At 45.7% G+C, this 22662-nt stretch carries 29 protein-coding genes and 4 pseudogenes; 15 read left to right on the top strand and 18 right to left on the bottom strand.

Annotation, left to right across the window (positions count from 1 at the left end; translation table 11 throughout):
- Positions 1 to 12 precede the first annotated feature (12 nt).
- The 3 genes from JCM16159_RS05365 to pyrH are packed head-to-tail and all read left to right on the top strand — an operon-like array spanning position 13 to position 1477.
- The gene (locus tag JCM16159_RS05365; RefSeq protein WP_243666000.1) at positions 13 to 213 is read left to right on the top strand and encodes a chromatin protein Cren7; all 201 of its coding nucleotides are present in this window, start codon (positions 13 to 15) and stop codon (positions 211 to 213) included.
- 40 nt (positions 214 to 253) lie between these two features.
- A complete protein-coding gene (locus JCM16159_RS05360; protein ID WP_054857171.1) occupies positions 254 to 772 on the top strand; it encodes a hypothetical protein in 519 nt (172 codons plus the stop codon).
- A gap of 27 nt (positions 773 to 799) precedes the next feature.
- Positions 800 to 1477: a UMP kinase gene (gene pyrH / locus JCM16159_RS05355; RefSeq protein ID WP_054857170.1), complete on the top strand. Its 678-nt coding sequence runs from the start codon at positions 800 to 802 to the stop codon at positions 1475 to 1477.
- On the opposite strand, the gene JCM16159_RS05350 is transcribed toward pyrH, so the two are convergent.
- Positions 1421 to 2029, bottom strand: coding sequence for an HD family hydrolase (locus JCM16159_RS05350; RefSeq protein WP_054857169.1), 609 nt, complete (start codon positions 2027 to 2029; stop codon positions 1421 to 1423). The genes pyrH and JCM16159_RS05350 overlap by 57 nt on opposite strands.
- Positions 2030 to 2092: 63 nt before the next feature.
- Here JCM16159_RS05350 and rsmA point away from each other — a divergent pair, with 63 nt between their 5' ends.
- Positions 2093 to 2923 (top strand): 16S rRNA (adenine(1518)-N(6)/adenine(1519)-N(6))-dimethyltransferase RsmA, encoded by an 831-nt coding sequence (gene rsmA / locus JCM16159_RS05345; RefSeq protein WP_054857168.1) that lies wholly within the window; start codon positions 2093 to 2095, stop codon positions 2921 to 2923.
- 6 nt (positions 2924 to 2929) lie between these two features.
- Here the strand turns inward: rsmA and JCM16159_RS15015 are convergent, their stop codons facing one another.
- From JCM16159_RS15015 to JCM16159_RS05340, 3 genes are read right to left on the bottom strand one after another with little or no spacing between them, the layout of a single operon-like run.
- Positions 2930 to 3094: a hypothetical protein gene (locus JCM16159_RS15015; RefSeq protein ID WP_243665999.1), complete on the bottom strand. Its 165-nt coding sequence runs from the start codon at positions 3092 to 3094 to the stop codon at positions 2930 to 2932.
- A gap of 26 nt (positions 3095 to 3120) precedes the next feature.
- Positions 3121 to 3264 (bottom strand): hypothetical protein, encoded by a 144-nt coding sequence (locus JCM16159_RS15010; RefSeq protein WP_243665998.1) that lies wholly within the window; start codon positions 3262 to 3264, stop codon positions 3121 to 3123.
- Entirely contained in the window at positions 3237 to 3851 is a 615-nt protein-coding gene (locus tag JCM16159_RS05340) for an MBL fold metallo-hydrolase (RefSeq protein WP_243666035.1), read from the bottom strand. Before JCM16159_RS05340 ends, JCM16159_RS15010 begins: the two co-directional genes overlap by 28 nt.
- 59 nt (positions 3852 to 3910) lie before the next feature.
- Between JCM16159_RS05340 and JCM16159_RS05335 the strand changes: the two genes are divergently transcribed.
- Positions 3911 to 4486, top strand: coding sequence for a hypothetical protein (locus tag JCM16159_RS05335; protein ID WP_243665997.1), 576 nt, complete (start codon positions 3911 to 3913; stop codon positions 4484 to 4486).
- 141 nt (positions 4487 to 4627) lie between these two features.
- Here the strand turns inward: JCM16159_RS05335 and JCM16159_RS05330 are convergent, their stop codons facing one another.
- A complete protein-coding gene (locus JCM16159_RS05330) occupies positions 4628 to 5269 on the bottom strand; it encodes a winged helix-turn-helix domain-containing protein (protein ID WP_243666034.1) in 642 nt (213 codons plus the stop codon).
- 127 nt (positions 5270 to 5396) lie between these two features.
- Between JCM16159_RS05330 and JCM16159_RS05325 the strand changes: the two genes are divergently transcribed.
- The gene (locus JCM16159_RS05325) at positions 5397 to 6461 is read left to right on the top strand and encodes a radical SAM protein (RefSeq protein ID WP_054857166.1); all 1065 of its coding nucleotides are present in this window, start codon (positions 5397 to 5399) and stop codon (positions 6459 to 6461) included.
- Between the two features lie 156 nt (positions 6462 to 6617).
- Entirely contained in the window at positions 6618 to 7337 is a 720-nt protein-coding gene (locus tag JCM16159_RS05320) for an SDR family NAD(P)-dependent oxidoreductase (protein ID WP_243665996.1), read from the top strand.
- A gap of 61 nt (positions 7338 to 7398) precedes the next feature.
- Here the strand turns inward: JCM16159_RS05320 and JCM16159_RS18720 are convergent, their stop codons facing one another.
- From JCM16159_RS18720 to JCM16159_RS15000, 5 genes are read right to left on the bottom strand one after another with little or no spacing between them, the layout of a single operon-like run.
- A complete protein-coding gene (locus JCM16159_RS18720; RefSeq protein ID WP_367834301.1) occupies positions 7399 to 7677 on the bottom strand; it encodes a hypothetical protein in 279 nt (92 codons plus the stop codon).
- On the bottom strand, positions 7677 to 8069 hold the full coding sequence (locus tag JCM16159_RS18715; RefSeq protein ID WP_367834300.1) for a hypothetical protein: 393 nt from the start codon (positions 8067 to 8069) through the stop codon (positions 7677 to 7679). Before JCM16159_RS18715 ends, JCM16159_RS18720 begins: the two co-directional genes overlap by 1 nt.
- 34 nt (positions 8070 to 8103) lie before the next feature.
- Positions 8104 to 8571 carry a DNA topoisomerase gene (locus JCM16159_RS18710; RefSeq protein ID WP_367834299.1) on the bottom strand — a complete coding sequence of 156 codons (468 nt, stop codon included), beginning with the start codon at positions 8569 to 8571 and terminating at the stop codon, positions 8104 to 8106.
- A 41-nt stretch (positions 8572 to 8612) separates the two neighbouring features.
- Positions 8613 to 9308 (bottom strand): DNA topoisomerase, encoded by a 696-nt coding sequence (locus JCM16159_RS18705; protein ID WP_367834317.1) that lies wholly within the window; start codon positions 9306 to 9308, stop codon positions 8613 to 8615.
- Positions 9309 to 9358: 50 nt separating this feature from the next.
- On the bottom strand, positions 9359 to 9961 hold the full coding sequence (locus JCM16159_RS15000; RefSeq protein ID WP_243665995.1) for a toprim domain-containing protein: 603 nt from the start codon (positions 9959 to 9961) through the stop codon (positions 9359 to 9361).
- A gap of 62 nt (positions 9962 to 10023) precedes the next feature.
- Here JCM16159_RS15000 and JCM16159_RS05305 point away from each other — a divergent pair, with 62 nt between their 5' ends.
- Positions 10024 to 10740, top strand: a complete 717-nt coding sequence (locus tag JCM16159_RS05305; protein WP_054857165.1) for a hypothetical protein — start codon at positions 10024 to 10026, stop codon at positions 10738 to 10740.
- Here JCM16159_RS05305 and JCM16159_RS05300 read toward each other — a convergent pair.
- Together JCM16159_RS05300 and JCM16159_RS14995 are read right to left on the bottom strand one after the other, a co-directional pair.
- Positions 10727 to 12283, bottom strand: a complete 1557-nt coding sequence (locus JCM16159_RS05300; RefSeq protein ID WP_243665994.1) for an ATP-dependent DNA helicase — start codon at positions 12281 to 12283, stop codon at positions 10727 to 10729. The two genes, JCM16159_RS05305 and JCM16159_RS05300, sit on opposite strands and share 14 nt — an antisense overlap.
- Complete coding sequence (locus tag JCM16159_RS14995; protein WP_243665993.1) at positions 12277 to 12603, bottom strand: DEAD/DEAH box helicase family protein; 327 nt, start codon at positions 12601 to 12603, stop codon at positions 12277 to 12279. Before JCM16159_RS14995 ends, JCM16159_RS05300 begins: the two co-directional genes overlap by 7 nt.
- Positions 12604 to 12728: 125 nt before the next feature.
- Between JCM16159_RS14995 and JCM16159_RS05295 the strand changes: the two are divergent.
- Positions 12729 to 14250 (top strand): annotated as a pseudogene (locus JCM16159_RS05295) (elongator complex protein 3).
- A gap of 17 nt (positions 14251 to 14267) precedes the next feature.
- Positions 14268 to 15047, top strand: a complete 780-nt coding sequence (locus JCM16159_RS05290) for a carbon-nitrogen hydrolase family protein (RefSeq protein ID WP_243665992.1) — start codon at positions 14268 to 14270, stop codon at positions 15045 to 15047.
- Here the strand turns inward: JCM16159_RS05290 and JCM16159_RS05285 are convergent.
- A pseudogene (locus JCM16159_RS05285) lies at positions 15044 to 16270 on the bottom strand (acyl-CoA dehydrogenase family protein). The gene JCM16159_RS05290 and the pseudogene JCM16159_RS05285 overlap by 4 nt on opposite strands.
- Positions 16271 to 16349: 79 nt before the next feature.
- Between JCM16159_RS05285 and JCM16159_RS14990 the strand changes: the two are divergent.
- A pseudogene (locus tag JCM16159_RS14990) lies at positions 16350 to 17347 on the top strand (VIT1/CCC1 transporter family protein).
- Between the two features lie 127 nt (positions 17348 to 17474).
- Here the strand turns inward: JCM16159_RS14990 and JCM16159_RS05275 are convergent.
- Together JCM16159_RS05275 and JCM16159_RS14980 are read right to left on the bottom strand one after the other, a co-directional pair.
- Positions 17475 to 17867, bottom strand: a complete 393-nt coding sequence (locus JCM16159_RS05275; protein WP_054857163.1) for a hypothetical protein — start codon at positions 17865 to 17867, stop codon at positions 17475 to 17477.
- Entirely contained in the window at positions 17851 to 18003 is a 153-nt protein-coding gene (locus JCM16159_RS14980) for a hypothetical protein (protein WP_243665989.1), read from the bottom strand. The genes JCM16159_RS05275 and JCM16159_RS14980 overlap by 17 nt, the downstream gene beginning before the upstream one ends.
- Positions 18004 to 18105: 102 nt before the next feature.
- On the opposite strand from JCM16159_RS14980, the gene JCM16159_RS05270 reads away from it, so the two are divergent.
- Both JCM16159_RS05270 and JCM16159_RS05265 read left to right on the top strand, forming a co-directional pair.
- Complete coding sequence (locus JCM16159_RS05270; RefSeq protein ID WP_054857162.1) at positions 18106 to 18900, top strand: ATP-binding protein; 795 nt, start codon at positions 18106 to 18108, stop codon at positions 18898 to 18900.
- Positions 18861 to 19193 carry a hypothetical protein gene (locus JCM16159_RS05265; protein ID WP_243665988.1) on the top strand — a complete coding sequence of 111 codons (333 nt, stop codon included), beginning with the start codon at positions 18861 to 18863 and terminating at the stop codon, positions 19191 to 19193. The genes JCM16159_RS05270 and JCM16159_RS05265 overlap by 40 nt, the downstream gene beginning before the upstream one ends.
- Positions 19194 to 19304: 111 nt before the next feature.
- Here the strand turns inward: JCM16159_RS05265 and JCM16159_RS18700 are convergent.
- A pseudogene (locus JCM16159_RS18700) lies at positions 19305 to 21072 on the bottom strand (urocanate hydratase).
- A gap of 87 nt (positions 21073 to 21159) precedes the next feature.
- Here JCM16159_RS18700 and JCM16159_RS18695 point away from each other — a divergent pair.
- Positions 21160 to 21288 (top strand): hypothetical protein, encoded by a 129-nt coding sequence (locus JCM16159_RS18695; protein WP_367834298.1) that lies wholly within the window; start codon positions 21160 to 21162, stop codon positions 21286 to 21288.
- A gap of 52 nt (positions 21289 to 21340) precedes the next feature.
- On the top strand, positions 21341 to 21682 hold the full coding sequence (locus tag JCM16159_RS05255) for a hypothetical protein (protein WP_243665987.1): 342 nt from the start codon (positions 21341 to 21343) through the stop codon (positions 21680 to 21682).
- On the opposite strand, the gene JCM16159_RS05250 is transcribed toward JCM16159_RS05255, so the two are convergent.
- Positions 21668 to 22249 (bottom strand): SPASM domain-containing protein, encoded by a 582-nt coding sequence (locus tag JCM16159_RS05250; protein WP_054857159.1) that lies wholly within the window; start codon positions 22247 to 22249, stop codon positions 21668 to 21670. The genes JCM16159_RS05255 and JCM16159_RS05250 overlap by 15 nt on opposite strands.
- Before the next feature lie 14 nt (positions 22250 to 22263).
- On the bottom strand, positions 22264 to 22629 hold the full coding sequence (locus JCM16159_RS14965) for a radical SAM protein (protein WP_243666033.1): 366 nt from the start codon (positions 22627 to 22629) through the stop codon (positions 22264 to 22266).
- Positions 22630 to 22662 lie beyond the last annotated feature (33 nt).

The raw sequence follows: 22662 nt of genomic DNA, 5'->3' as shown, positions 1-22662 counted from the left end.
AACTAGAGTACGATGGCAGAACTATCAAGTTACATGGAGAGAGAATATGAAGTTGATTGTGACGGTCAGGTAATGAAGCTTAAGCCTATCAAGGTATGGATGCTCGCGCCAAAGGGCAGGAGGGGTGTCATAATAGGGCTTTTCAAATGCCAGGTGGTAAGGTCGTTAGGAAGGCCATTGGCAAGGCAGAGTAACCAAGCCTGTATTAGTTAATGAGAATACCTTAAAAATAATTAATGCTTTAAACCTAGGAATGCGTAGCTACGACGTTATCGAGGTATTGACTGAGGAGTATAGGTCACGCTTTGTAAAGGTCATGCAGCAGATCTGCAGATGTAAGAGTGAGTATGAGAGGAATAGGGAATTAATGAAAATACTTGCTGTGAGTAATGAAGTTGCAGAGTGCATTAAGCAGAAAAGGCCTTGTGATCTAGGGTTTGTTAAGGTTAAGGTCATTAGGAAGCTACTCAATACACAGGTGGTCATTATGCTTAATAATGAGGAAATAACGATTGACTCGTTCAATAAGTTAATTGCATCCGCCAAGTTCTTTAAGGAGTGGTATGATAATGATTGTTCAGTGGACTCGTATATGCAGCCACTAATAGGCGCTGACCATTATGACCTAATCAAGGAATTCCTTACTAAAAGTCTTGAGAAGTTGCAGTACGTATGCGAAGGCAGAACGCCAAGCCTAAACCTCGGTGATTTGCCGGTTTACGTATCCAACGGCATTACCAGGGCAATAAACGACCTAGTTAAGAAAACTTAAAGAATTCACTAACCAACGACTTAGTGAATGATGCAGGGACCATTCACGCTTAAGTTAAGTGGTCATTTATTTGATAGCGAGGACTTACTGCCTAAGTACGTGGACTTAATTCGTGATTTTTGGAGGAACGGCTATAAGATGGCTGTAGTAACTGGTGGCGGGTCCTTAGCGCGTAGGTACATAGATATTGGTAGGAAAATGGGTATAAACGAGTCACTGCTGGACATGCTCGGCATATCAGCCAGCAGGTTAAACGCCCAATTATTGGCCTCCGCCCTTAGTGACATAGCCTACCTACCAATACCCACCAGCATTGATGAGGTCTTTAGGGCATGGTCAACAGGTAGGTTGGTGATTACGGGTGGTTTTCAACCAGGCCAATCAACAGCCACAGTGGCGTTACTCGTGAGTGAGTCCCTAGGTATTAGGAGGCTAATTGATTGTGCAAACGTGGACGCGGTCTATACGAGCGATCCGAGGGTTGACCCCAATGCCAAGAGGCTAGATAGGGTGAGCATTGGGGAGTTAATGGCCATGCTTAAGTCAAGGACGGTGGCTGGTACTTACGACTTACTCGATCCATGGGCATTAAGCATAGCCCAGAGGAGTGGTATTACGATCTACGTGGTTGGTTGTGGCAAGTTGAGTTCATTGAGGAGACTCATTACTGAGGGTGTGAGTGATGGCACGGTCATCACACCATGAAAGGATTGGCTTAACGATATTACTAATGACCTGCCCAACATTGCCTGTGAACTCACTCAGCAACTTTTCAATTAATTCCTTATAATTGATAATTAGTTCCTTCGTGTCATAACCAGCCCCGGCGTAAATGCATGCCCTAATTAGTGTCGCTAATTTATCCGAGAGATTCACAATTCTACCCTCAATGCTCAGTCCATACCTATACTCACGGAAGTAATTACGTAATTCCTCGGGAAATTGAAGCTCATCGAATAGCCTAGTCTCGATGTCCCTCCAATTACTAATTAATGAACGGGCACTATTACTCACATTGCCTATTAAGGCTTCGTGGGCGTCATGAATGAGCGCCATTGACGTGCACTTATCGGCATTGATGTCGCTATCTACCTTATGCACACTATTGCATAGTATCAATGCGAGATAGCTAGTGAGCAGTACGTGATCCCCAACGCTCTCGGCGATGGCTTGGGGAACCCCACGTTGTAGCCACCCAATCCTTGGGGTATTAAGTATCGTATTTACGACATTAACCACCCCTATTAATGACGACACCTTGAATGATGTGAGGACCCTACTTAAAAGGTTTTTAGCATTGTTCCATAAAGTGCTTGGGTAATGCTGCCTGATATTGACGTTGTGACTAGGGATGACCTAATGAGATTAATCACTAAGTATAGGTTAAGGCCAATAAAGAGGTTGAGCCAGCACTTCGTTGTTGACCCAACAGTCATAAGAGACATTGTCAAGCATGTACCAGGTGGTTCGAGGGTTCTTGAGGTGGGTACTGGGATTGGTGTACTAACGTATTACCTGGCCAGGGTGGCTTCCCAGGTAATTACCATAGAGATTGATGGAAGGCTCGTGAGGATTGCCGAGCGTGTGTTAAGTGGCTTGGGTAACGTATCCGTGATCCAAGGTGATGCCTTGAGGATTCCATGGCCAAATACTGACGTATTGATTTCCAATGTGCCGTACTCAATAACGTCACCATTAATAATTAGGATAATCAAGGAGAGAATCCCAATGGCCTTATTAACGATACAACGCGAGGTTGCCGATAGGCTCGTCAGTGGGCCTGGTAGTGATAATTATGGCAGGCTAAGCATAATCACCCAATGTAATTACTCCGTGAACGTCTTGAGCACGTACCCACCAGACTCCTTTTATCCAAGCCCTGAGGTCTATTCAACGTTAGTGATGATGACTAGGAGGGAGCCCTGTTACAGTGACATAAGGATACTGGAGTCGGTGACGAACCTACTCTTTAGGCATAGGAATAGGATCCTCAGGTGGGTCCTCAATAAGTACCTTGGGCCGGAAGCCGTAAATACCATAATTAACGTGGGTATTGACGTAAACACCCGCATTAGGCAATTGGGAATTAATGAGTTAATTAGGATAGCGGATTTATTGGGGCAATTCATTAATGATACCAACAACCACTAACCCCTACTATGAAGTGATGACTAGGCTCATTAAATCCCTGGCAGCTATGACGTTTGGAAATACCTTAGAGGCCTCTGCAGCCAATAATCCTGGGTCGGAATACCTATTGCTAATGTGCGTTAGCACTAGCCTCTCAACACCAGCCTCCCTAGCCACCCTAGCCGCGTCCACCGACCTGGAATGGCCCTGGCTCCATACTAGGTTTCATCCTCAACTGCCGAGAATGTTGATTCATGAATAAGCATTTGCGCCCCCCTGGCAATGTCTATTATGGAATTTGCCGGTGCCGTATCACCAGTATATACAATCTTAATCAAACCGCTACCTCTAACCTCAACCACATCATCCGCCTTACGACCCTACCATCATTGAGAACCACGGTCTCACCCATATGAAGTCTCTTCCAAAGCGACACTGGTACGCCCAATTCCTTAGCCTTCCCTGGGTTGAATTTACCAACGTAGGTTCTCCAATTAAGGGAATAGGCGCAGTCAGGTACTGTATGTCTTGCCGATGTGCATTGTAAGCTGAAGTTCTCCTCATTAATAACGTCCTTAACGCCACTTAGCGGTTCAATCTCATAAATACGCACATGAAACGGTGGATCACCAACAATTTCCATACTATTCCTTAGGAAGTTGATAATTCCAGTGGGACCACTTATTATTAGGTCCTCCCTCCTACCGAGCATGGCCATTGTCGCCAGCAGCCCGGGTAATCCAAATACGTGATCACCATGCAAGTGCGTAATGAATACATGCGTTATCTTTAATGGACTAACGCCAACCTCAAGAAGCCTATATTGAACACCCTCGCCAGCGTCAAGCAGTATTCTTCTTAAGCCATCTTCAATTAGTATGGCTGGTAAATACCTATCCCTACCCGGCGTTCCCGCGCCAGTTCCTAGAAACGTAATTCTTATTAGCATTCTCAACCCTGACTAACTTAAGTTATTTAAATAAGGATCCCCTTGGTTGCTAAAGTGAAATGAGTATTTATGGCATCGATATCGAGGAATTTACCAAAAACTTTAGGGTAAGTTTCGATAAAGCAGGCTTAGTGATATATGTAACACCGAGGGAAGGCATATCAATATTAACCAGGGGTAATACCTACCGCTTTAACAACGAGGATGTTCAATTATACGGTACAAAGGTCATTCTTCACCTACCATGTAGTGGAGTTATTTATGGGAGGTACTTAATATCGAATGGTGATTATATAGAGGGATTATACGTGGTAATTAACGATATGGAGTGCGACATAGTCATCTCGTGGTATGAGGAAGGTATAAATACGGAAATGCAGGTGAGGTCTAACGAGGCGTTGTTAATAATTATTAAGCTCATGAGATTAAGAAGCCGTAAGGTAAGACCTGATGGTCATGCACTAAGGATTATGAGAGCATTAAACCTTTCAGGTAAATTGCTGTATTCCGATGCTAATCACGAAGTTCAAATATTTGGTGTAGAGAAGGGCTTTGTCCTACAGTCCCAGGGTAATTGTGCGTATGATTTCGTAATTAAGCATGGAGGCTCATCCTTAATAAGTGCGGCTTTATGACCGAGGTTCTCACCAATACTGATAGTATAGTACTGCTTATTAGTGGTACTGACTCCATAATAATTACCCGGCACTATCCATCACTTAATAAGTGGTATGAGTTGGGCGAGGTCTCAGGCTTTAATAATTACCTCGTTATATTCAAAGGGCTAGATTCGAGTGCTTTATGAAGATCGAGTTTAGGCGTGGGCTATCGAGCATTATCACGTTATTCACCATGTTTATCCTAAACTCCTTAAGTATTAACTGCGTATATAGGTACATTAATGCCCTGCTTGCATCATCATAGTCAATACTTATGTGGAATTGCTTCCCAACCCTCTTAATCCAGTCGAGGCATAGTTCGTGAGATGGGCATGAATTTTTACAATCATGGTTAGAGAATGTGGGTGTTAATACAATGAATTTGCGGCCTCTGACGTCTATAAATGCACCGTAGTTGGTGGGTATTATTATCTTCATACCGTGCTCATTAGCCTCAAGTTTAAATCCCAGGTAGACCATGGCCGTCGGTACATAATAGATCCTGTTGGCCTCTCTACTTAATCCAATGGCCCTAGCCTCGTCATCACTTAACTGTCTAATCCAGCCAAAGTCCTCGAGGGCCTTTACATGCCTATGAACAACACCCTTAAGCATCCCCATTTCCTGGGCCAGTGATGTAACTGTCATGGGCCCCTTACTGAGTATGTCCATTATGCTTATCCTAACGTTATTATTTAGTAGTGTGTCGAAGGACTCAATCGGTAAAATGGCCACTGATTTCACGTTTATCTTAAGCATATCCACTCCCATCACCGCTGTGTTTATTCTAATCATTTTACGTGCACAAAAATGTAACCTCTGAGTTTAAAACCCTATTTTGGTAGATCATAGGGGTTAGTAAGCACTGATTGTATTGGGGGATGTTATGTGGAGGGGGAGTATTAATGAGATTGAAAGGAAAAGAGAAATAATTAGGGTAGATAGGGGTACGCCGCAGGTTGGTGCGCTGGCCTTTGGCATAGTTGATAGGGGCACAAACATAATTGAGGTTAGACCAACAACATTATGCCCACTATCCTGCATATACTGCTCAGTTAATGCAGGGCCTAGGTCAACGAATAGGTGGGCTGAGTTTATCGATGATCCTGAGGCGTTATTAATGGCGTTGGAGGAGGTCGTTAGGTTCAAGGGTACTAGGGATATCGAGGTTCATATTGACGGCATGGGTGAACCAGGTGTTTATCCATACCTCGTGGATCTAGTTCGTGGTATTAAAACAATGGACGGTGTTTCAATGGTGTCAATGCAAACTCGACTGTACATGTTCACCGTAGATGAGCTCAGGGAGTTAGCCAGGGCTGGCTTAGACAGGATAAACCTGAGCATAGACACGCTGAATCCTGGATTAGCCAAGAAGATAAGTGGGGCGCCTTGGTATGATATTGATCATGTTAAGGAATTGGTGGTGAAGGCCCTTGAGCTTGGAATTAACGTGATTGCATCACCGGTCTGGTTGCCTGGTATTAATGATGATGATATTATCGAGGTCATAAAGTGGGCCAGGGAATTAGGGCTAGGCAGGGGTGAATTACCGCCAGTGCTCATTCAGAAGTACGTTCCTCATAAGAGGGGTAGGAAGGTCAGGATTAGGGTAATGACTTGGCAGGAATTCTGGGGGAGAATTAAGAAGCTGGAGGGTGAATTGGGTGTTAGGTTAACGGCTATGAATAATGAACTGAACATACATAAAGCCCCTAAATTGCCGAAGCCGTACAATGTCGGTGACTATGTTAAGGTTAGGATAATTAGTAGGGGGATAATTAAAGGTGAGTTCTTAGGCGTTATTCTACCCCTGAAGGATTCGGCAATACACGATAGGGTTATTACGGTTATAGCCGATCCTCGTATGGAGAAGATGCTCATTGGGAATAATGTTAAGGTTAGAATTATTGAGAATGATAATAATATATATATTGGCAAACTTATTTAACTATGTATATTGCAATATATTAACTATATACTTATAGGTTAGGCTGATTTGAGTAATACTTAATTCACCCCTACAGTGTGCATGTTTTGGTATGGTTAAGAGGGTTGCAGTCGTCTCAGGCTCAGGCCGTGGCATTGGTAGAGCATTGCCGTTAGGTTGGCTAGGGATGGCTTTCGTGTAGTTGTTAATTATAAGAGGCATGATGAGGAGGGTGAGGAGACCATGAAGTTAATCAAGGGGGTTGGTGGTGAGGCTATTATGGTTAAGTCAGACGTGGCCACGGCCGACGGCGCAAAGGTTCTCATTGATGAGGCCGTTAAGCAATGGGGTTCAGTTGACGTTGTAGTTAATAACGCCGGCCTTGGCATAATGAGGCCTTTCGTAGACATTGATGAGGGTCTGTGGGATAAGATCATAAACACGAACCTAAAGTCGGCTTACTTATTGACTAAGTTCGCTGTGCCATATATGGTAAAGAATAATTGGGGCAGGGTCATAAACATGAGTTCCATCGAGGGCATAATGGGCGCCGCCTACAACGTGCCCTATGCGACGGCCAAGGCAGCCCTAATAGGGTTCACTAAGGCCCTGGCCGCCGAGTTGGCACCTTATGGCATAACCGTCAATGCAATAGCTCCTGGCCTGGTAAGGACTAAGATGGGAATGAGCCTACTACAGGTACTTAATGTTAAGGAGGAGGAGTGGGCTAAAACAGGGACATTGACTGGCAGGATAATCGAGCCTGAGGAGGTTGCCGACCTAGTGGCATTCCTCGTGAGTGAATCCGCAAAGAACATAACGGGCCAGATATTCGTAATTGATGCAGGGGCAACTATGCTGCCGGCAGCGAGGCATCTACCAAACATGCCTAGGTAATACCTGCACTTCCATCGATGCTTCAGTCTTAAATTACGACAAATTAAAAATAAAGTAATAATCATAATACCCATTGCTCCTGCCTGTACGCCATGTCCCAGAATAAGTACTCGTAGATGCTGGCCTGCCTAAATATACTTAGTAGTTTATCGAAGTCTCTCATTAAGTAATCACCAGCCTTATCTATTACTGCCCTAAGTTCATCGACAATACCCACATACTCCGGGGTTAGGTATACCGAAGCCCAATCCCTATAGGCCTTCACTGGATTCCTCTCTAGTTTGTTGGCGTGGTGTTTAGCAATCTCTAGGTATGTCCAGTAACACGGTAATATCGCCACTAAGCCTCGTATGGGCTACCCAAGGTGCAGGTGGTTAGTAGGAAATTCATGTAAGCAGTATTTGTGGGGCTGGGTCTTGATTTAATCACTTCATTAATGCTTAAACCGAGGGTATTAAGTAATTTATTATAATTTTCGAGCTCCGTAGTCACATCAGCCAGTGCCAGTTCTAGTACCTTCCTCATAATTACGGGATCTTCAAATTTAGACGCAATTAGTGCATGGCACTTCGTTAGTGTTACTAGGTAATTATAGTCCTGAATAACGTAGAATCTAAACTTATCAAGTGGTAATGAACCAGTGAATAGCTCAGTAACGAATGGGTGATTGAGTATTTTATTCCAAATATCTTCAGCACGGTCTCTAAGCAACTTGGTTATTTGGTTATTCATCGCGTATTAATGGCTATAGTACTCAATAAAAATATTACGAAGCCTTACTGCCCATCTTTCTATTGCTTAGTGACTCCTTCAATGCCTTTATGAGCTCCATAGAAACCTCCTTTTGTTTATCCATGAACTTCTCATATATTTTCCGAGCCTCGCTCTTAAATGTAAACAATACATCATCAGGTCTTAATGAACCATTTGTTACCTCCATAAGCGACTTCTCCATTCGTGATCGAAAAAGCGGGTCGATTAGTTCATTGCCTGTCTTGCTTAGAACGTTTATTACGGCCTTACCTAATGGCGTTGGTATACACTGCCTATTCCTAATTCTGAAGTACCCACGTATTACGTTAGTGTGTATATGGTCCTGCATTGTGGCGTCGGTACCAATGCCATACTTCCTCATTAATCTGAGCAGTTCCGACTCGGATAGGTAAGGCGGTGGCTCAGTCTCCCTCTCCTCGACCCAAGCCTTAACAATGCTTAGCTCATCACCAACCCTCACCCTCGGTAATTCCCTCTCACTCGGCTCTCAAATGTATATGGTTAGGTAGCCTTATCGATTATTTTCAAACCATCCACACTAAACCTATGACCAGAGACGTCGGCAATTATTTTCTGTCTTTCAACACGTGTGGGTGGACTCAACGTCGCTAGGAAGTGCCTAACCACCAGGTCATAGATCTTCCAATACCTCTCATTCTTAAAACGCTTGAGTATCTCCTGCCTCGTGGCACCCCTAGTTGGGTATATTGGCGGGTGTGCGCCATCATTACTGTCACCGCGTGTCGGCCTAACGCTCATACTAAGTAATGTCTTGGCGTAATTACCGTGCTCACCATGAGTTAATTCAAGGAGTACCTGCCTAAGGCTTAATGTTGGTGGGTAAATCGTCGTCTCAGTCCTTGGATATGAGATGTACCCATGTCTATAGAGCTCCTCGGCAATGTCAAGGGCCGCCTTAGGCCTGGTGTTAAGGAACCTACTGGCCCTCCTCTCAAGCTCTATTGTGTCCAACGGAACTGGCGGCTCTATGAAATCCTCCCTGTAATTGGCAATTATAACCCTGGCCTTAGCCCTACTGCTCACTAGACTTAGTACCTTCTCCGCCTCTTGCCTATCCTTAAAGGTGCCGTCGTGATTAAGCACCACCTTCATGCCATTAACGTCAACCATGATGTGAAGCGTATAGTACTTCTCAGGCCTGAAGTTCTCCCTCTCGAGAGCTCTCTGAACGACCAGGTTAAGTACGGGTGTTTGGCATGGACCGTAACTAAGGAAGCTACCCCTAGCTAGCGCATTCCTATCAGCCTCTCAACACTTAGGGTCAGCGCCCTCGTGAATACCGCTCCCAATGTCAAGTCAAGGATCATCCTTGTGAAAACCCTCTTGGCAAGTCCAGGGTTTAAATTCGTTGGTGAGTTAAAGGCCTTAATAATGTCGTTCCTAGTTACTGCTGAGAACAAAACCCTCTTGAATATTGCCCTTGGGTTTACATTTCTTATTACCAACATTGCCTCATAGGCTATGGCCTCTCCCTCGGAATCTGCGTCTAAGGCTAGGTAAACGGTACTTGCGTTGGTCCCTAGGCGTGACAGTGCCCTCACGTAATTTATGGTGTCCTCCCTAATCACGAGTATTGGTTCTGTGTCGAATAACTTTGATGGTTCCACCGAGTGCCATTTGTTCAATTCCTCGGGAAAGTCCACGTTCATTATATGGCCCTTAAGGCCAATACTAACCCACTGCTTATTATCCTTCGTGAACCAATACGTCTTGATGCCATAAATCCTCCTAATGCCTACACTACCCTGGGCTAAGTACTTAGCGATGGCCTTGGCCACCGAATCCTTCTCAGCCACTACTAATGATTCGATGGAGATCAATCCTATCATGAATTCTCTCAAAACATTTATTAACTTATTAATTATAAAGGTAACAATAAATGGTGTCATGAATGAGTGAGAAAAAGCCGGAGGAGAAGCAAGTCAGGAGGCCGCCGTACCAACAATACCCAATTTACCCGCCTCCACCGCCACCGCAAATGCCGCCCCCACCGCCCCAATACGCTCCGCCGCAGTATAGGCCTCCTCCGCCACCGCCGTATTCACAGCCATACCAATCCCCGCCACAACCACCCCCAAGGCAGGTACCGATTACGAGACCCGCAACTCAACAACCTAGGTTTGAGGAGTTAACGCCTAGCTTGAGTAAGTTAGTGCTTTACCTAGGTATACCCTTGTCGTTGATAGCAATCGTATTTGTGATAACGGCCATAGCCATATTCCCTACTACAAGTGATGCTTATGTGCCGTACTCCTCAATAGCGTTCATGGCATCCCTAATAACGGTAGCCGCGGCATTAATAGTGAGTTTCATAGCCATGTACCAAATAGCGATGGGGCTTGATAAGAGGTTCGAGTATATAATGAAGATGATAAGGCAGCAACCAGTAACACAAGCAGTGTCTGCGCCAACTAGCATGGCGCCAGCAGCTCCAATGGCGCCGCAGTATCAGCCTCAACAAAGTCCCGAGAGAATATTAGCGCCGCCCCCAAGACCACCACAGGTGAAGCCCCAGCAAATTCAACAACAAACTTCACAGGAGGAAAGTGTAACTGGCGAAGAACAACAAGCACAGGAGAACTCTGAGGAGAGTCTTAATGGGGAGTAACGTTGAAGTTTAGGACCTCGTTAATCAACGCATCCTCATTAACTATTACGTACTTGCCGAAGTAATCCTCAAAGACCTTGGCAAGCCTCGCCTCCCTGAATCTACGGTCCATGAGCACTACCAATGCCCTATCACTCTCAGACCTAAATGCCCTACCAACTGCCTGCTTAATCCTAACAATGGCCGGCCACTGATACGTCAACTCCCAAGCTAACTTTCTATCGTTAAGCCGAGCTGCCAGTATTTCCATTACGTCATCAAGGTAATCATTGGGTTCTGGGTATGGAACACCAACAATTATTATTAAGCCAAGCAGGTTCTCGCTGCCGAGCCTATACTCAACACCCTCAACGAGTTTACCGCCGGCCACGGCCATTATCAGTCTCTTACGGTCATTCCTCAAATCCCTAATTAAGTCATCAATTGAGGTGTTACCAAGCTCCATGATATACTTAACACTGGGGCTTAGGTACTTCCTAACGGATTTAAGTACGGCATATGACGGGAATATCGACAATATTGCCTTATCAAGAGGATACACTTGGTAAACCCTACTAAGTATATTTGCTATCTTTGCATATTCCTCCTCATCCCTTTCCACATACCTAGTGGTGACTCCATCATAAATCAACACGCCGTAGTTCTCGGACCTTACGTAATCCCTAAAGCCGATCCTATACTCAGCAATGCCCCTGCTTATGCCAAGCATGCTCGTCACGTAATCCCTCGGTGGTAATGTACCGCTCATGAGCACAACACCGCCCGCCTCATTAATAACGGGCCCGCTCACCACTGATGGATCAACGCACTTATAGACAAGGGATACGCCCTGCTCATCCCTAGCGAGAAACACACTAAACCCACTTACCCTATTCAGTATTGCTCTGTGGAAGTCCAGTAATCGGGATAGTGGCGTGTATGGTATCGGCACGCCTGCACTCCTTTTCCTTTTGATTATTTCGTAGTAGGCATCCGTTATTGCCTGGAAGTCCTCGAAGAATTGAAGCACATCGCCGAGCTCCAGGGATACCATTGTCTCCTCCTCGAGGACCTTACTCAGCTTAACCATGTATGTTTGGAGACCCCTCAGTATCTTGATGGTTCTATTCCTCAATTCCTCATCATCAACAAGTCTCCTAACCTCGTTAATGGAAGCAACCACCGAAGTTAATGGTAAGTCAATACTGTTTAGGCTACTTATTGTGTCTGGTAGGTTATGGGCTTCGTCAATTACTAGTACGGAATTTTTAACATCAATATTCATGGTCTCGGGCTTATTAATACTAAAGATGTAGTAATACGTCATTATGCCAACCCTAGCCCTATCCATGTACATCCTAGAAACCTCGTAGGGGCAAACATTATGCGTACATAGGGTGGATACGTACTCGTTGACATTACCTACCCCATCCACTATGTTGGGCATTAAATAATTAATATTTATCTTCCTGATATTAGAGTAGTATGGGCACTCGCCACTTGATCTTAGGAACTTGCACTCCTCAAGGAATTCCTCATACGGGAGCTTACGCGTACTCACCATGCAACACATATCAGTCTATTCCTAATTATCACGAAGTCGACGTTGACGCCCCTATCCCTCAACCTACGTAATTCCCTAATTGGGGCTTGTGCCTCATTCTTAGTCCTAATAAGAAAGAGGACCTTGGCATTATCCTCCTCGGCATATGCTAGTGACGCGGCTAGGGCGCTCGCTGTTTTTCCAACGCCCGTGGGCGCCTCGATAAGTGCGACCTTACCACTTGACAATGCATCATATATACTCCTGGCTATTTCCCATTGATACTTCCTAAACGTATCGTATGGGAAATACCTCCTAATTAATGCCTCGGTCCCAGACACTTATATATCAAGAATAAACGCCTCTCTTGATTTAAAAACCTATGATGTGATTATTATCGAATTACATTTGAATTAAATGGCTTGATAAAAGCGTTTTAAATCCCATAAAGCCTTAACTACAGGTAATGGGTAGCGTTAATGTCTTACTCAATAGGTTAAAGCCCACAAGGACCATATCAGGGGTAGTCCCAATTGCCATAATGGTCGAGCCCGTGGCATGCCCATTCAACTGCACGTACTGCCCCGGCGGGAAGAAGACCAACACACCAAAGAGCTACCTACCAGACTCACCCGTGGTCCTCAGGGCCGCCCCACTGAACTACGACCCATACAAGCAAGTCGTGGCTAGGATAAGGCAGTACGAGGCCCTCCATCACCCGGTATCCAAGGTCGAGTTAATTATAATGGGTGGTACAATAACATCACTGCCTGAGTCATACTTAACGTGGTTCATTGGTAATGCGTTCAAGGCCATTAATGATTACCCAATGGTAAGCACGGGATCCATTGACAACCCCAACATTGAATATGAGCATAGACGAAATGAGAGAGCCAGGATTAGGGTTGTGGCCCTTGAACTTGAGACAAGGCCTGACTTCGCAAGACCGAGGCACATAGACCTGATGCTCAGACTCGGCTTCACCAGAGTCGAGATTGGTGTTCAATCGATTTATGATGACATCCTAAAGAGGGTTAAGAGGGGCCACGGTGTTAAGGAGACTATTGAAGCAACGCAGTACTTGAAGGACGCTGCCTACAAGGTCTGCTACCACATAATGCCTGGGCTCCCTGGCTCAACACCAGATAGGGATCTCGAGATGGTTAAGACAATATTCAGTGACCCAAGCTTCATGCCTGATTGCGTTAAGGTTTACCCAACCTTCGTTGTTAAGGACACGGAGTTATACGAGGAGTGGTTGAAGGGTCTATATAGGAGTTATGATGAGGAGACTTGGCATTGGTTATTGGCTAATATCATGGCATCAATACCCAGGTGGGTTAGGGTTATGAGGTTTGGCAGGGACATACCACTTCACTGGATTGTTGATGGTCCGAAGATAGGTAATATGAGGGAGGTCGTGCTTAGTGACATGGAGAGGCTAGGCCTTAAATGCGTGGAGATTAGGTGCCGTGAGGTTGGCCATAAGTACGTAAAGAAGGGCCTAGTGCCAATGCCCAGGAAGTTAATGATTAATAGGATTGATTATGAGGCATCCGGCGGCCATGAGATCTTCCTGGAGGCGATCGATGATGACGACACACTCTATGGAATACTGAGACTTAGGATACCAAGCAATAATGCGCATAGGCCTGAGATTAGGATTGGTAGGGCAGCCTAATTAGGGAGTTGCATGTTTATGGGCCTGAGCTACCAATTGGTAGTAGGGCGACGGACCTATTCTGGTGGCAGCACCGTGGTATTGGTAGGGCGTTGATGGCGAGGGCCGAGCACATAGCCTTGAGGAATTCAATGCCTATAGGATGTTCGTTATATCGGGCGTGGGCGTTAGAGAGTACTATAGGAGGCTTGGTTATAGGAAGTACCCAGGTAGTCTCTACATGTTTAAGGACCTTAGAAGGTCAGTATTATCCGAGCATAATATTAACGAGGTCTTTTTGAGCAATGAGGACCTAGTAACGGGTTAATTATGCGCAGTCTCAGGGTGACCATTGCCCAGACTAGGAGATTTAATAATTATAACGAGGGCATTGAATGGTTAAGGTCTAGGATTAGGGACGTAACAACCGACCTAATAATTCTGCCTGAGAATTGGATTGGAATAAGGATATTCAGTAATGAGGAATTCAACGAGTACGTTAGCCTACTCAGGGAGCTCGCCAATGAGGTAGGTGCCTTAATAATTGGTGGTGCGGCCTACGTTAGCATCAATAATAAGAACGTGAGTATATGCCCCATGGTCAATGAAAAGGGGCTTATCAATTATTCAGAGAAGATCTATCCATCCAGGGCAACGGGCGAGAGGATAGGAATAAGTAATGGCAATAGGCTTGGCATTATTAAAATGAACGACTGGCGAGTTAGCTGTATAATATGCGTTGATGCTATGTATCCCGAGCTAACCAGGCTATTGGCTAAGCACGAAGTAGACCTAGTGGCCAACCCAAGCAGTATAAGTGTTGATAGGGTGTCCCTATGGAGAAGCCTAGGTCTTGTAAGAGCCTTTGAGAACTCGACATATTTCGCCTCGGCCATGGGCACTGGGTATAAATACCCAGATGGACGTGACGTACTCGGCGGCAGCTTTGTGGCATCACCAAATGGTGAATACAGGTTAGTCATCGATCTCGGGATTGAGGGTGTATTTACAGCAATAATCGATCATGATGAAATAGAGTATGCGCGGTCTAGAAGGGGCTACATTAACGACTTAAGAAATGAGTTCTTAATAAGTAATATTTTAGTCAATATCGTTGATACTTAGGTTATTGACTTGGCAATATCTTGACTTACAATGCCCTTCTTCATCAGAGTCCTCACCAACTGCCTAAAGGCCACAAGTCTCTGAATGTTGTTCGCGCCCTCGTAAATCTCCGTTATCTTAACATCCCTAAGGAACCTCTCAATGCCAGTCTCATGGATGACGCCGACGCCTCCATGTACATCGATAGCCTTGGACACTATCTTCTCGGCAACCTCCGTGGTGTAGAACTTCGCTAAACTAGCCACGTACTTGAACTCCTCCCTACCCTGGTCAGCCAAGTATGCGGCCAGGTATACCAGGTACCTGGCGGTCATCAACTCCGCCATCATCTCGGCAAGGCTGAATTGAATAGCCTCGAAGCTAGCCAGGTACTGACCAAAGGCCGTACGCTGCAGTGAGTACTGGAATGCCTTCTCAAAGGCGCCTGCGCCATGCCGAGTGCCTGGGCCGCAACTCCAACCCTGGTCCTGTCGTAAGTCTCCATGGCTATTATGAAGCCCATGCCAACCTCACCAACCCTATTCGCATCAGGAACCTCGACATCATCAAAAATAACCTCCATTGCATGGCTACCCCTCAAACCCCTCTTCTCGAATTTAGCACCAATCTTGAGGCCTGGCGTCCCCTTCTCAACAATGAAGCTGTTATTCCAAACCAACGCCTATTGGGCTGCGGCTCACTAGTCCTTGCGAAGACCATGATGTAGTCAGCAATGTCAGCATTACTAATGAAGATCTTCCTACCATTAATAACCCACCTATCACCCTTCTTAACAGCCCTCGTCTGAATGCCCGCAACATCCGATCCACAGCATGGCTCCGTCATGGCATGAGCACCAAAGGCCTCACCCCTGGCTATTGGCGGTACATACTTCCTCTTCAACTCATCACTACCAAATAGGAGTAATGGTGTCACGAACAAGTCATTGGTACCGCGGATAACGGCCAAGGGCGGTGCTACCCTGCTCAACTCCTCCATTAATATCACGGCAGATACGGTATCGCGCCTTGCCCGCCAAGGCTCTCGTCAATCCCAATGCCCCATAAGCCCTGCTCACCCAGCTTCCTCAGTATTTCCCTGGGTACCTCATCCCTATCATCAAACTCAAGCGCATGCGGCGCCACCTCCCTCTCGAGAAACTCCCTAACGCTCTTCCTAAGCATTTCATGCTCCGGCTTAAACATTAATTGATAGTCCTGGAGACTATCCAGTGGGAATACCATACGATGGTTAGCCTCAATCTTGCTTTTATAAATTATCCTAGAATATAGATTTTTAATAGGCAGGTACTTGCGTAGGATTATGATGGAGCTCAGACTTAGCAGGGATGAGATCGTTGAGAATTATAGGGATGAGCTAACGGATGCCGAGATCTACGCAGCCTTAGCCAGAATTGAGAACAACAGCAAATTAAGAGAAGAACTACTTAAGTTATCGCAGTACGAGACCGGCCACGCAGAGTTCTGGAAAAACATCGCAAGCCAAGTGGGCATTGATGTTAGTAACGTAAAGCCCTCTAAATTCTCGGTAATATACTCGGTACTAATCAGGAGGTTATTTGGGCTGGGGTTCCTAGTTAAATTGAGGGAGAGCGCCGAGGTTGAGGCGATCAGGAGGTACGGCGAGATGGTTAGGAGAAAGGCACTTGGGCCGTATACCGATAGGCTCAGGGAGATATTACTTGATGAGGTTTCCCATGAGGAAGTATTTAAGGAGGAGGAGTCAAGGTTCGAGGCTTTCATCGATAATATTAGGGATGCCATGTACGGAATGAGTGATGGGCTAGTGGAGGTGCTAGCGGCAGTGGCTGGTTTGGCGCCCGTCGTCGCTGACCCGATGCTCATAACACTAGCCGGTTTAATAGTTGGTACTGCGGGCACGCTTTCAATGGCCGTGGGAGCTACATGTCAACAAAGGCCCAGAGGGACATTAGGGAAACCATGTTATCGAAAATAGACATAGAGCTTGAGAACCTCGACATGGAGGACAGGACGAAGAGAGTTAAGGATGCCCTAAATAAGATGGGCATTGACGAGAAGACAGCCAGCGAGATAGCCCCTAGCCTATCAACAGACATAAACATTAGTAAGAAAATAACTGAGATGAGCGAGGTGGGACTGTCGGAGGAGGCACTCGAGAGCCCTGGAAGGTCAGCCCTATACACAGGCATATTCTACCTAATAGGCGCATTACTCGTCATTGCGCCATTCCCACCGCTCGGCCACGTAATTGGGAATGTAGGCTCATTATACGTATCAATAGTGCTCGTGGCCCTTGCACAAGCCATAAGCGCCTATTAACGGCAATATCAGGGAGCGGCCGCATAGCCCATACAATGGCCATGAACATAGCACTATCCCTAGGCGCAGCCGCAGCCACATACACGATAGGCACAATAGCACACCAACTACTGCACATAGCAATAACCTAATCAGGCGTGCATGAGGTCCTAAAGACCCTTCCTAACTCATCCCTAAAGCACCAAATGCCATTACTCGCATCAATAATCACTATGCCTAACTCCGTTAAAGCCTTATCACTAAGGATTACGTAATCCACGGACTCAGAAACAATGGGCATTAACCTAACGATAGGCGTATCCCTATCGTTAACCAACACCCTAACACTGACACTCTCCCTAAAACGATATATTGGGGCAACCCCTGAGGCCGTACGTATGGCATAAACCTCAGTACCACCCGATAGGTTAAGCCCAAGCCTCTGGGCAACGTTGATAGGCATTAGTATATCAGGTCCTAAACCCTCAAATCCAGTATTGGCTAGGGCGCATGTGATGACTTCGTTATTCTCCCTTCTCATTACGATCCTTAACCAGGTGGTCATTCCTCCTCAAGCCCTTGACATACTCATCATAAGTCCCTAAATAAGCAATGTACCTAATATAACCAACGAAGCCCTTAACCTCAAGCTTGGAAAGCTCCCTCTTACCGCTCATCTACCTGCACCAAGGTAGTACTAAATGAGGATATTTAAAACTGATCCATTTAAGTCAGGGATTTAAGCACCCCTGTGTATAATACACAGGGGTGAGTATTCCATGTTATTCGATATAGAGCCAAAAACGAGGAGGGAGGACCTCTTCGGAAGAGACAACGAGGTGGATAGTATCCTAAATTTCATAAGGGGTAGGTCAAGGTTCCTCGCAATATACGGAATTAGGCGTGTCGGCAAGACATCGGTACTTAGGGTCGCCCTAAATGAAGCAAACATACCGTATTGCTACATTGACGCTAGGGCTCTTGAGAATGACTTCACGAAAAGAAGGTTCTACCAATTAATATCGAATTGCCTAACTGAGTTATCCATTAAGTGGCGCCTTGAGAACACCATTAGGAATATCGCGAAGATTATTCGAGGCATAAACATATTCGGTAGCGGCATTGAACTTAATATTGAGGTTGATTGGAGGAGCGTTTACTTGACAGACTTACTAAATGCCTTATCCAAAAACTTAGACCAATTAGTAGTAGCGATAGACGAGGCCCAAATACTTAGGATGTTAAAGGGGTTTGGCAAGGTCGACCTCACACAAATACTTGCCTATACATACGATAACCTAAGCAATATTAAGGTGATATTAACAGGCTCCGAAGTTGGAGTACTACACGACTTCCTAGGGCTCGAAAACCCCAAGTCACCACTTTATGGAAGATTCATCGATGAATTAACAATAGCCCCATTCAATAAAGACGCATCAATTCAATTCCTAATAACAGGCTTTAGGCAATACGGAATCGAGATAACAATGAACGAAATACTTGATGCTGTCGATAAGCTTAACGGCATTGTTGGTTGGTTAACGTACTACGGCAACGCAGGATACGCGGAATAACAAACATCAACGAAATATATAGGAGAGCCATGCAACTCGTTAATGATGAACTAAGGTCATTATTGGGTAGATCCACGTACTATGGATTAGTACTTGAGGCAATAGCCAGGGGTAAGAAGCGATTTAACGAAATTAGGGAATACATAACACTAAGACTCAATAAGTATGTTGCACCAGGCGAAATCGAAAGAGTATTAAACAACCTCATGAAAATGAACATAATAAGTAGGGTCTCTCACGGTGAATACGAGATAGTAGACCCAATAGTAAGGATGAAATTCAGCCAGGTTTAACCGCGAAATGCCTTATCATGGGGCCGTAATTAAGTATTTCTATAGTTTTGCTTCCTCGCCTCATACTCCTCAAGGTCCCTCTTAACCCTCTCATACGTGAACCTACTAATCCTACCCTCTATACGCCTCCTCAATCACACGCCTACTCTTCTCCTCAAGCTTATCAATGATTGGTATCCTAACACCCCTCTCCCTAGCAACCATTAGGGACTTCGGGTAGCCGGCGTGGGCATGCCTAACAACACCAGAGCCAGGATCAACAGTGAATACCCTAAGGGCCTTCTCCTCGGCAAGCTCAGTACCATCAACAACCATGCCAAAGCCAGCATGAATACTAAAGCCGATGCCCGTACCACCGCCATGGTGGAAGCAAGTCCAGGTTGCGCCAGCGGCTGTGTTTAGCGCGTAGTTCAGTATTGGCCAGTCCCCGATTGCGTCTGAGCCGTCAAGCATGCCCTCAGTCTCCCTATAGGCGACGCAACAGAACCACTGTCCAGGTGGTCTCTGCCGAACCATATTGGCCCACTCAGCTCGCCCTTCCTAACCATCTCACTAACGATCTTACCAAATAGTGCCCTCTCTCCATAGCCTAGGTAAACGACTCTAGCAGGTAGTCCCTGGAACTTCACGTACTGATGAGCATTCCTAATCCACCTAACAAGTCTTGGGTTCTTCTTCTCGAACAATGTTATTAATACGTCATCAAGTTTGTATATGTCGTTTGGATCACCGACTAGGCTTGTCCACCTGAATGGTCCACGGCCCTCCTCAAACAATGGTCTCATATACTCCATTTGACCGGGTATCTTGAATGCATCCTCGACGCCGGCATCATATGCCTGCTTCCTGAGGTTGTTGCCGTACTCGAAGGTTACGGCGCCCCTAGCCTGTAACTGGAGCATTAATTGCACGTGCTTCTTCATAGTCTCCTTAGCCAATAGTATGTACTTCTCCGGATCGCTCTTCCTTAATTGCTCTGCCTGTTCCACGGTAAATCCCTGGGTACATAGGACAATGGATCGTGAGCGGGCGTCTGGTCTGTGAGTATGTCGGGGACTATATTCTCCTTAACCAATTTCTCGAGGAGATCCACGGCATTAGCGAGAACACCAATGCTTGTTGCCTGTCTCCTCTCCTTGGCGTCGAGTGCCATGTCTACGGCCTTGTCCAGACTATCCGTCCACGTATCAAGGTAGCCTGTGTCTATCATCCTCTGAATCATCCTCTTATCAACATCCGCTATCAGGGCCACGCCACCAAGCATCTTGATGGCCAGTGGCTGCGCACCACCCATGTTGCCAAGCCCTGCACTAACCACTAACTTACCCTCTAGCGAGCCGCCGAAGTGCCTATCTGCGGCTGCCCCAATTGTTTCATAGGTCCCCTGGAGAATGCCCTGGGTACCAATGTATGCCCAACAACCGGCCGTCATCTGGTGGAAGCTTATCAATCCCTTGGCCTCGAGTTCCCAGAATATCTTCCAGTCGGCCCACTTGGGTACTAGCATGGCATTGCTCATTAAGACCCTCGGTGTGTGCTTGCTGAGTCTCCAAATGGCCACGGGCTGGCCGCTCTGTATCACCAGTGTGTCCTCGCTATCCATCGTGAGTAGGGAATCCACGATAGCCTCGAAGTCATCCCACGAGCGAGCAGCCTTACCCGTACCACCATAGACAACTAGGTTCTTTGGGTCCTTAGCAACCGCGGGATCAAGCACATGGAAGAGCATACGTAGTGGACCCTCAAGCTGCCAGTCACGGCTACGTACATGAAGCTCTGTGCCGGTGATGGCGTGGACGGTCCTGGTCTCAGGGTCATAATAACCGGCCGAGATCAATTCCTCAATGGGTCTGCCTCTGTACTTTTGGGGAACCGACATGTTGATCTAAGTGCGAGTTATTAATTTGTTGTATTTTTGTTTTTCCGTAATGATAAAACATAGAACTGATCAATCAAGTTTTCATACTTGGTTATTAAATTAATTATTGTGAATAGGATTGGTAGGCTTTACCCTGCCTATAAGCATCCGTGTGTGATTGAGCTTGGCGGTGAGGATTCAGGTAAGGTTGAGGACGAGGGAGGGAGGAGGTCGTGATAGCCCTTGTTAATAGTGGTTTGAAAGTAATACACCGCAGATATTGTTACCGGTGAATTTGGCCAGGCGCCTTGGGTTGTGGGATAAGGTCTTAATCGAGGGTAGGATCCAGTTATTCGGTACTGTGGCCGGCCCAACTAGGCTGTATATACTGCCTTCGTCGATCTACGCGTCAATACTTGGGGATGATTATGAAACGTCACCTGTGCTTTCTGACGCAGTTGTTTCCGATGTTGAGCGTGAGGTTTTAATTGGCGATTATCTTACTGGTTCCCTGGGCATTATTTTGGGGATTTTAGGAATGGTGTTTGGAGAATTGATGGTGGTGATCCCAACGGTAAGGCCAGGAGGAGTTATAAACCATAGTATTGGTAATGCGTTAAATACCGTATAGTCTATAACACGTGATGCATTGACTCGGTGGCATTAGATCGATATTATAGTCCACAGTAAGTCCCTGGAACTTCCTTCTAATGAATTTAGACCTAAAATCCCTATAATCCTTACTATCCCATATACCAATAATGCCTTCATTACTTACATTCCCAAAAATCACCTTCCTCGTTTTGAAGCACCTACCCATAAAACACCGCGGTATATCGTTACCCCTGACTAGTAGATTCAGGAAGACGCATGGTGAGACGTCGCCATTGACGTTTATGAATATACTCTCAGTGGGTCTTTCCGGACATTCAATGAGCTCCCAGCAACTCAGTGGGTAGGCGAATACCCTGATGCCTAACTCCCTAGCTCTCTCTAGCGTGATGTTTATTATGCGTTTGAAGGTTCGTGGTTCCCGTTCAAAGGGGTCAGCAAAGGTTCTCCATGCAAACATACTCTCATTTAATACGTACGATAGGTTATCAATAACCACCTCATCAATGCCTAATTTATGGCAGAGCTCGATGAAATCAGGTAATTCATGAATATTCATAGATAATGCGATGTAACTCGCAATCACCTTAGTACTGCTCCTTAATCTTTCTCTAACCTTAATGAGCCTCCTACGTTTTTAACGAGAGTACCAAAGTCGCAGCCAATCCTTATGGCGTTATGTGTTGAGGGTTCAGCTCCTGCAAAGGTTATGGCTATGACGTTAATTCCCAGTGAAATTAACCTACTTGAATAATGCTCATTCAATAATAGTCCATTTGTTGTTAGGCCAAAGTCCACCTTTCCCCGAATCTCGTTGATCATATCCATAAGGTTTGGATGTAGAAGTGGTTCGCCCCATCCCTGTAAATGCACGTAATTTATAGATCCCATACTTAGTAACTCCCTTATCACTTTACGGTATAGCCCTAAGTCCATGAGCCTTGAAATCCACTCACTCCTTAGTATTGTCCTTGGGCAGTAAATGCATGATGCATTACA

This window comes from Vulcanisaeta sp. JCM 16159 (genome assembly GCF_001316265.1).
Lineage (GTDB): Archaea > Thermoproteota > Thermoprotei > Thermoproteales > Thermocladiaceae > Vulcanisaeta.
This window is presented reverse-complemented; position numbering and strand designations above follow the sequence as displayed.

Coding starts and splice junctions, on each gene's coding strand:
- JCM16159_RS05365 (WP_243666000.1), top strand. CDS start 13: ATGGCAGAACTATCAAGTTACATGGAGAGAGAATATGAAGTTGATTGT.
- JCM16159_RS05360 (WP_054857171.1), top strand. CDS start 254: ATGCGTAGCTACGACGTTATCGAGGTATTGACTGAGGAGTATAGGTCA.
- pyrH (WP_054857170.1), top strand. CDS start 800: ATGATGCAGGGACCATTCACGCTTAAGTTAAGTGGTCATTTATTTGAT.
- rsmA (WP_054857168.1), top strand. CDS start 2,093: ATGCTGCCTGATATTGACGTTGTGACTAGGGATGACCTAATGAGATTA.
- JCM16159_RS05340 (WP_243666035.1), bottom strand. CDS start 3,851: ATGCTAATAAGAATTACGTTTCTAGGAACTGGCGCGGGAACGCCGGGT.
- JCM16159_RS05335 (WP_243665997.1), top strand. CDS start 3,911: ATGAGTATTTATGGCATCGATATCGAGGAATTTACCAAAAACTTTAGG.
- JCM16159_RS05330 (WP_243666034.1), bottom strand. CDS start 5,269: ATGCTTAAGATAAACGTGAAATCAGTGGCCATTTTACCGATTGAGTCC.
- JCM16159_RS05325 (WP_054857166.1), top strand. CDS start 5,397: ATGTGGAGGGGGAGTATTAATGAGATTGAAAGGAAAAGAGAAATAATT.
- JCM16159_RS18715 (WP_367834300.1), bottom strand. CDS start 8,069: ATGAATAACCAAATAACCAAGTTGCTTAGAGACCGTGCTGAAGATATT.
- JCM16159_RS15000 (WP_243665995.1), bottom strand. CDS start 9,961: ATGATAGGATTGATCTCCATCGAATCATTAGTAGTGGCTGAGAAGGAT.
- JCM16159_RS05305 (WP_054857165.1), top strand. CDS start 10,024: ATGAGTGAGAAAAAGCCGGAGGAGAAGCAAGTCAGGAGGCCGCCGTAC.
- JCM16159_RS05300 (WP_243665994.1), bottom strand. CDS start 12,283: ATGGTGAGTACGCGTAAGCTCCCGTATGAGGAATTCCTTGAGGAGTGC.
- JCM16159_RS05275 (WP_054857163.1), bottom strand. CDS start 17,867: ATGAGAAGGGAGAATAACGAAGTCATCACATGCGCCCTAGCCAATACT.
- JCM16159_RS14980 (WP_243665989.1), bottom strand. CDS start 18,003: ATGAGCGGTAAGAGGGAGCTTTCCAAGCTTGAGGTTAAGGGCTTCGTT.
- JCM16159_RS05270 (WP_054857162.1), top strand. CDS start 18,106: ATGTTATTCGATATAGAGCCAAAAACGAGGAGGGAGGACCTCTTCGGA.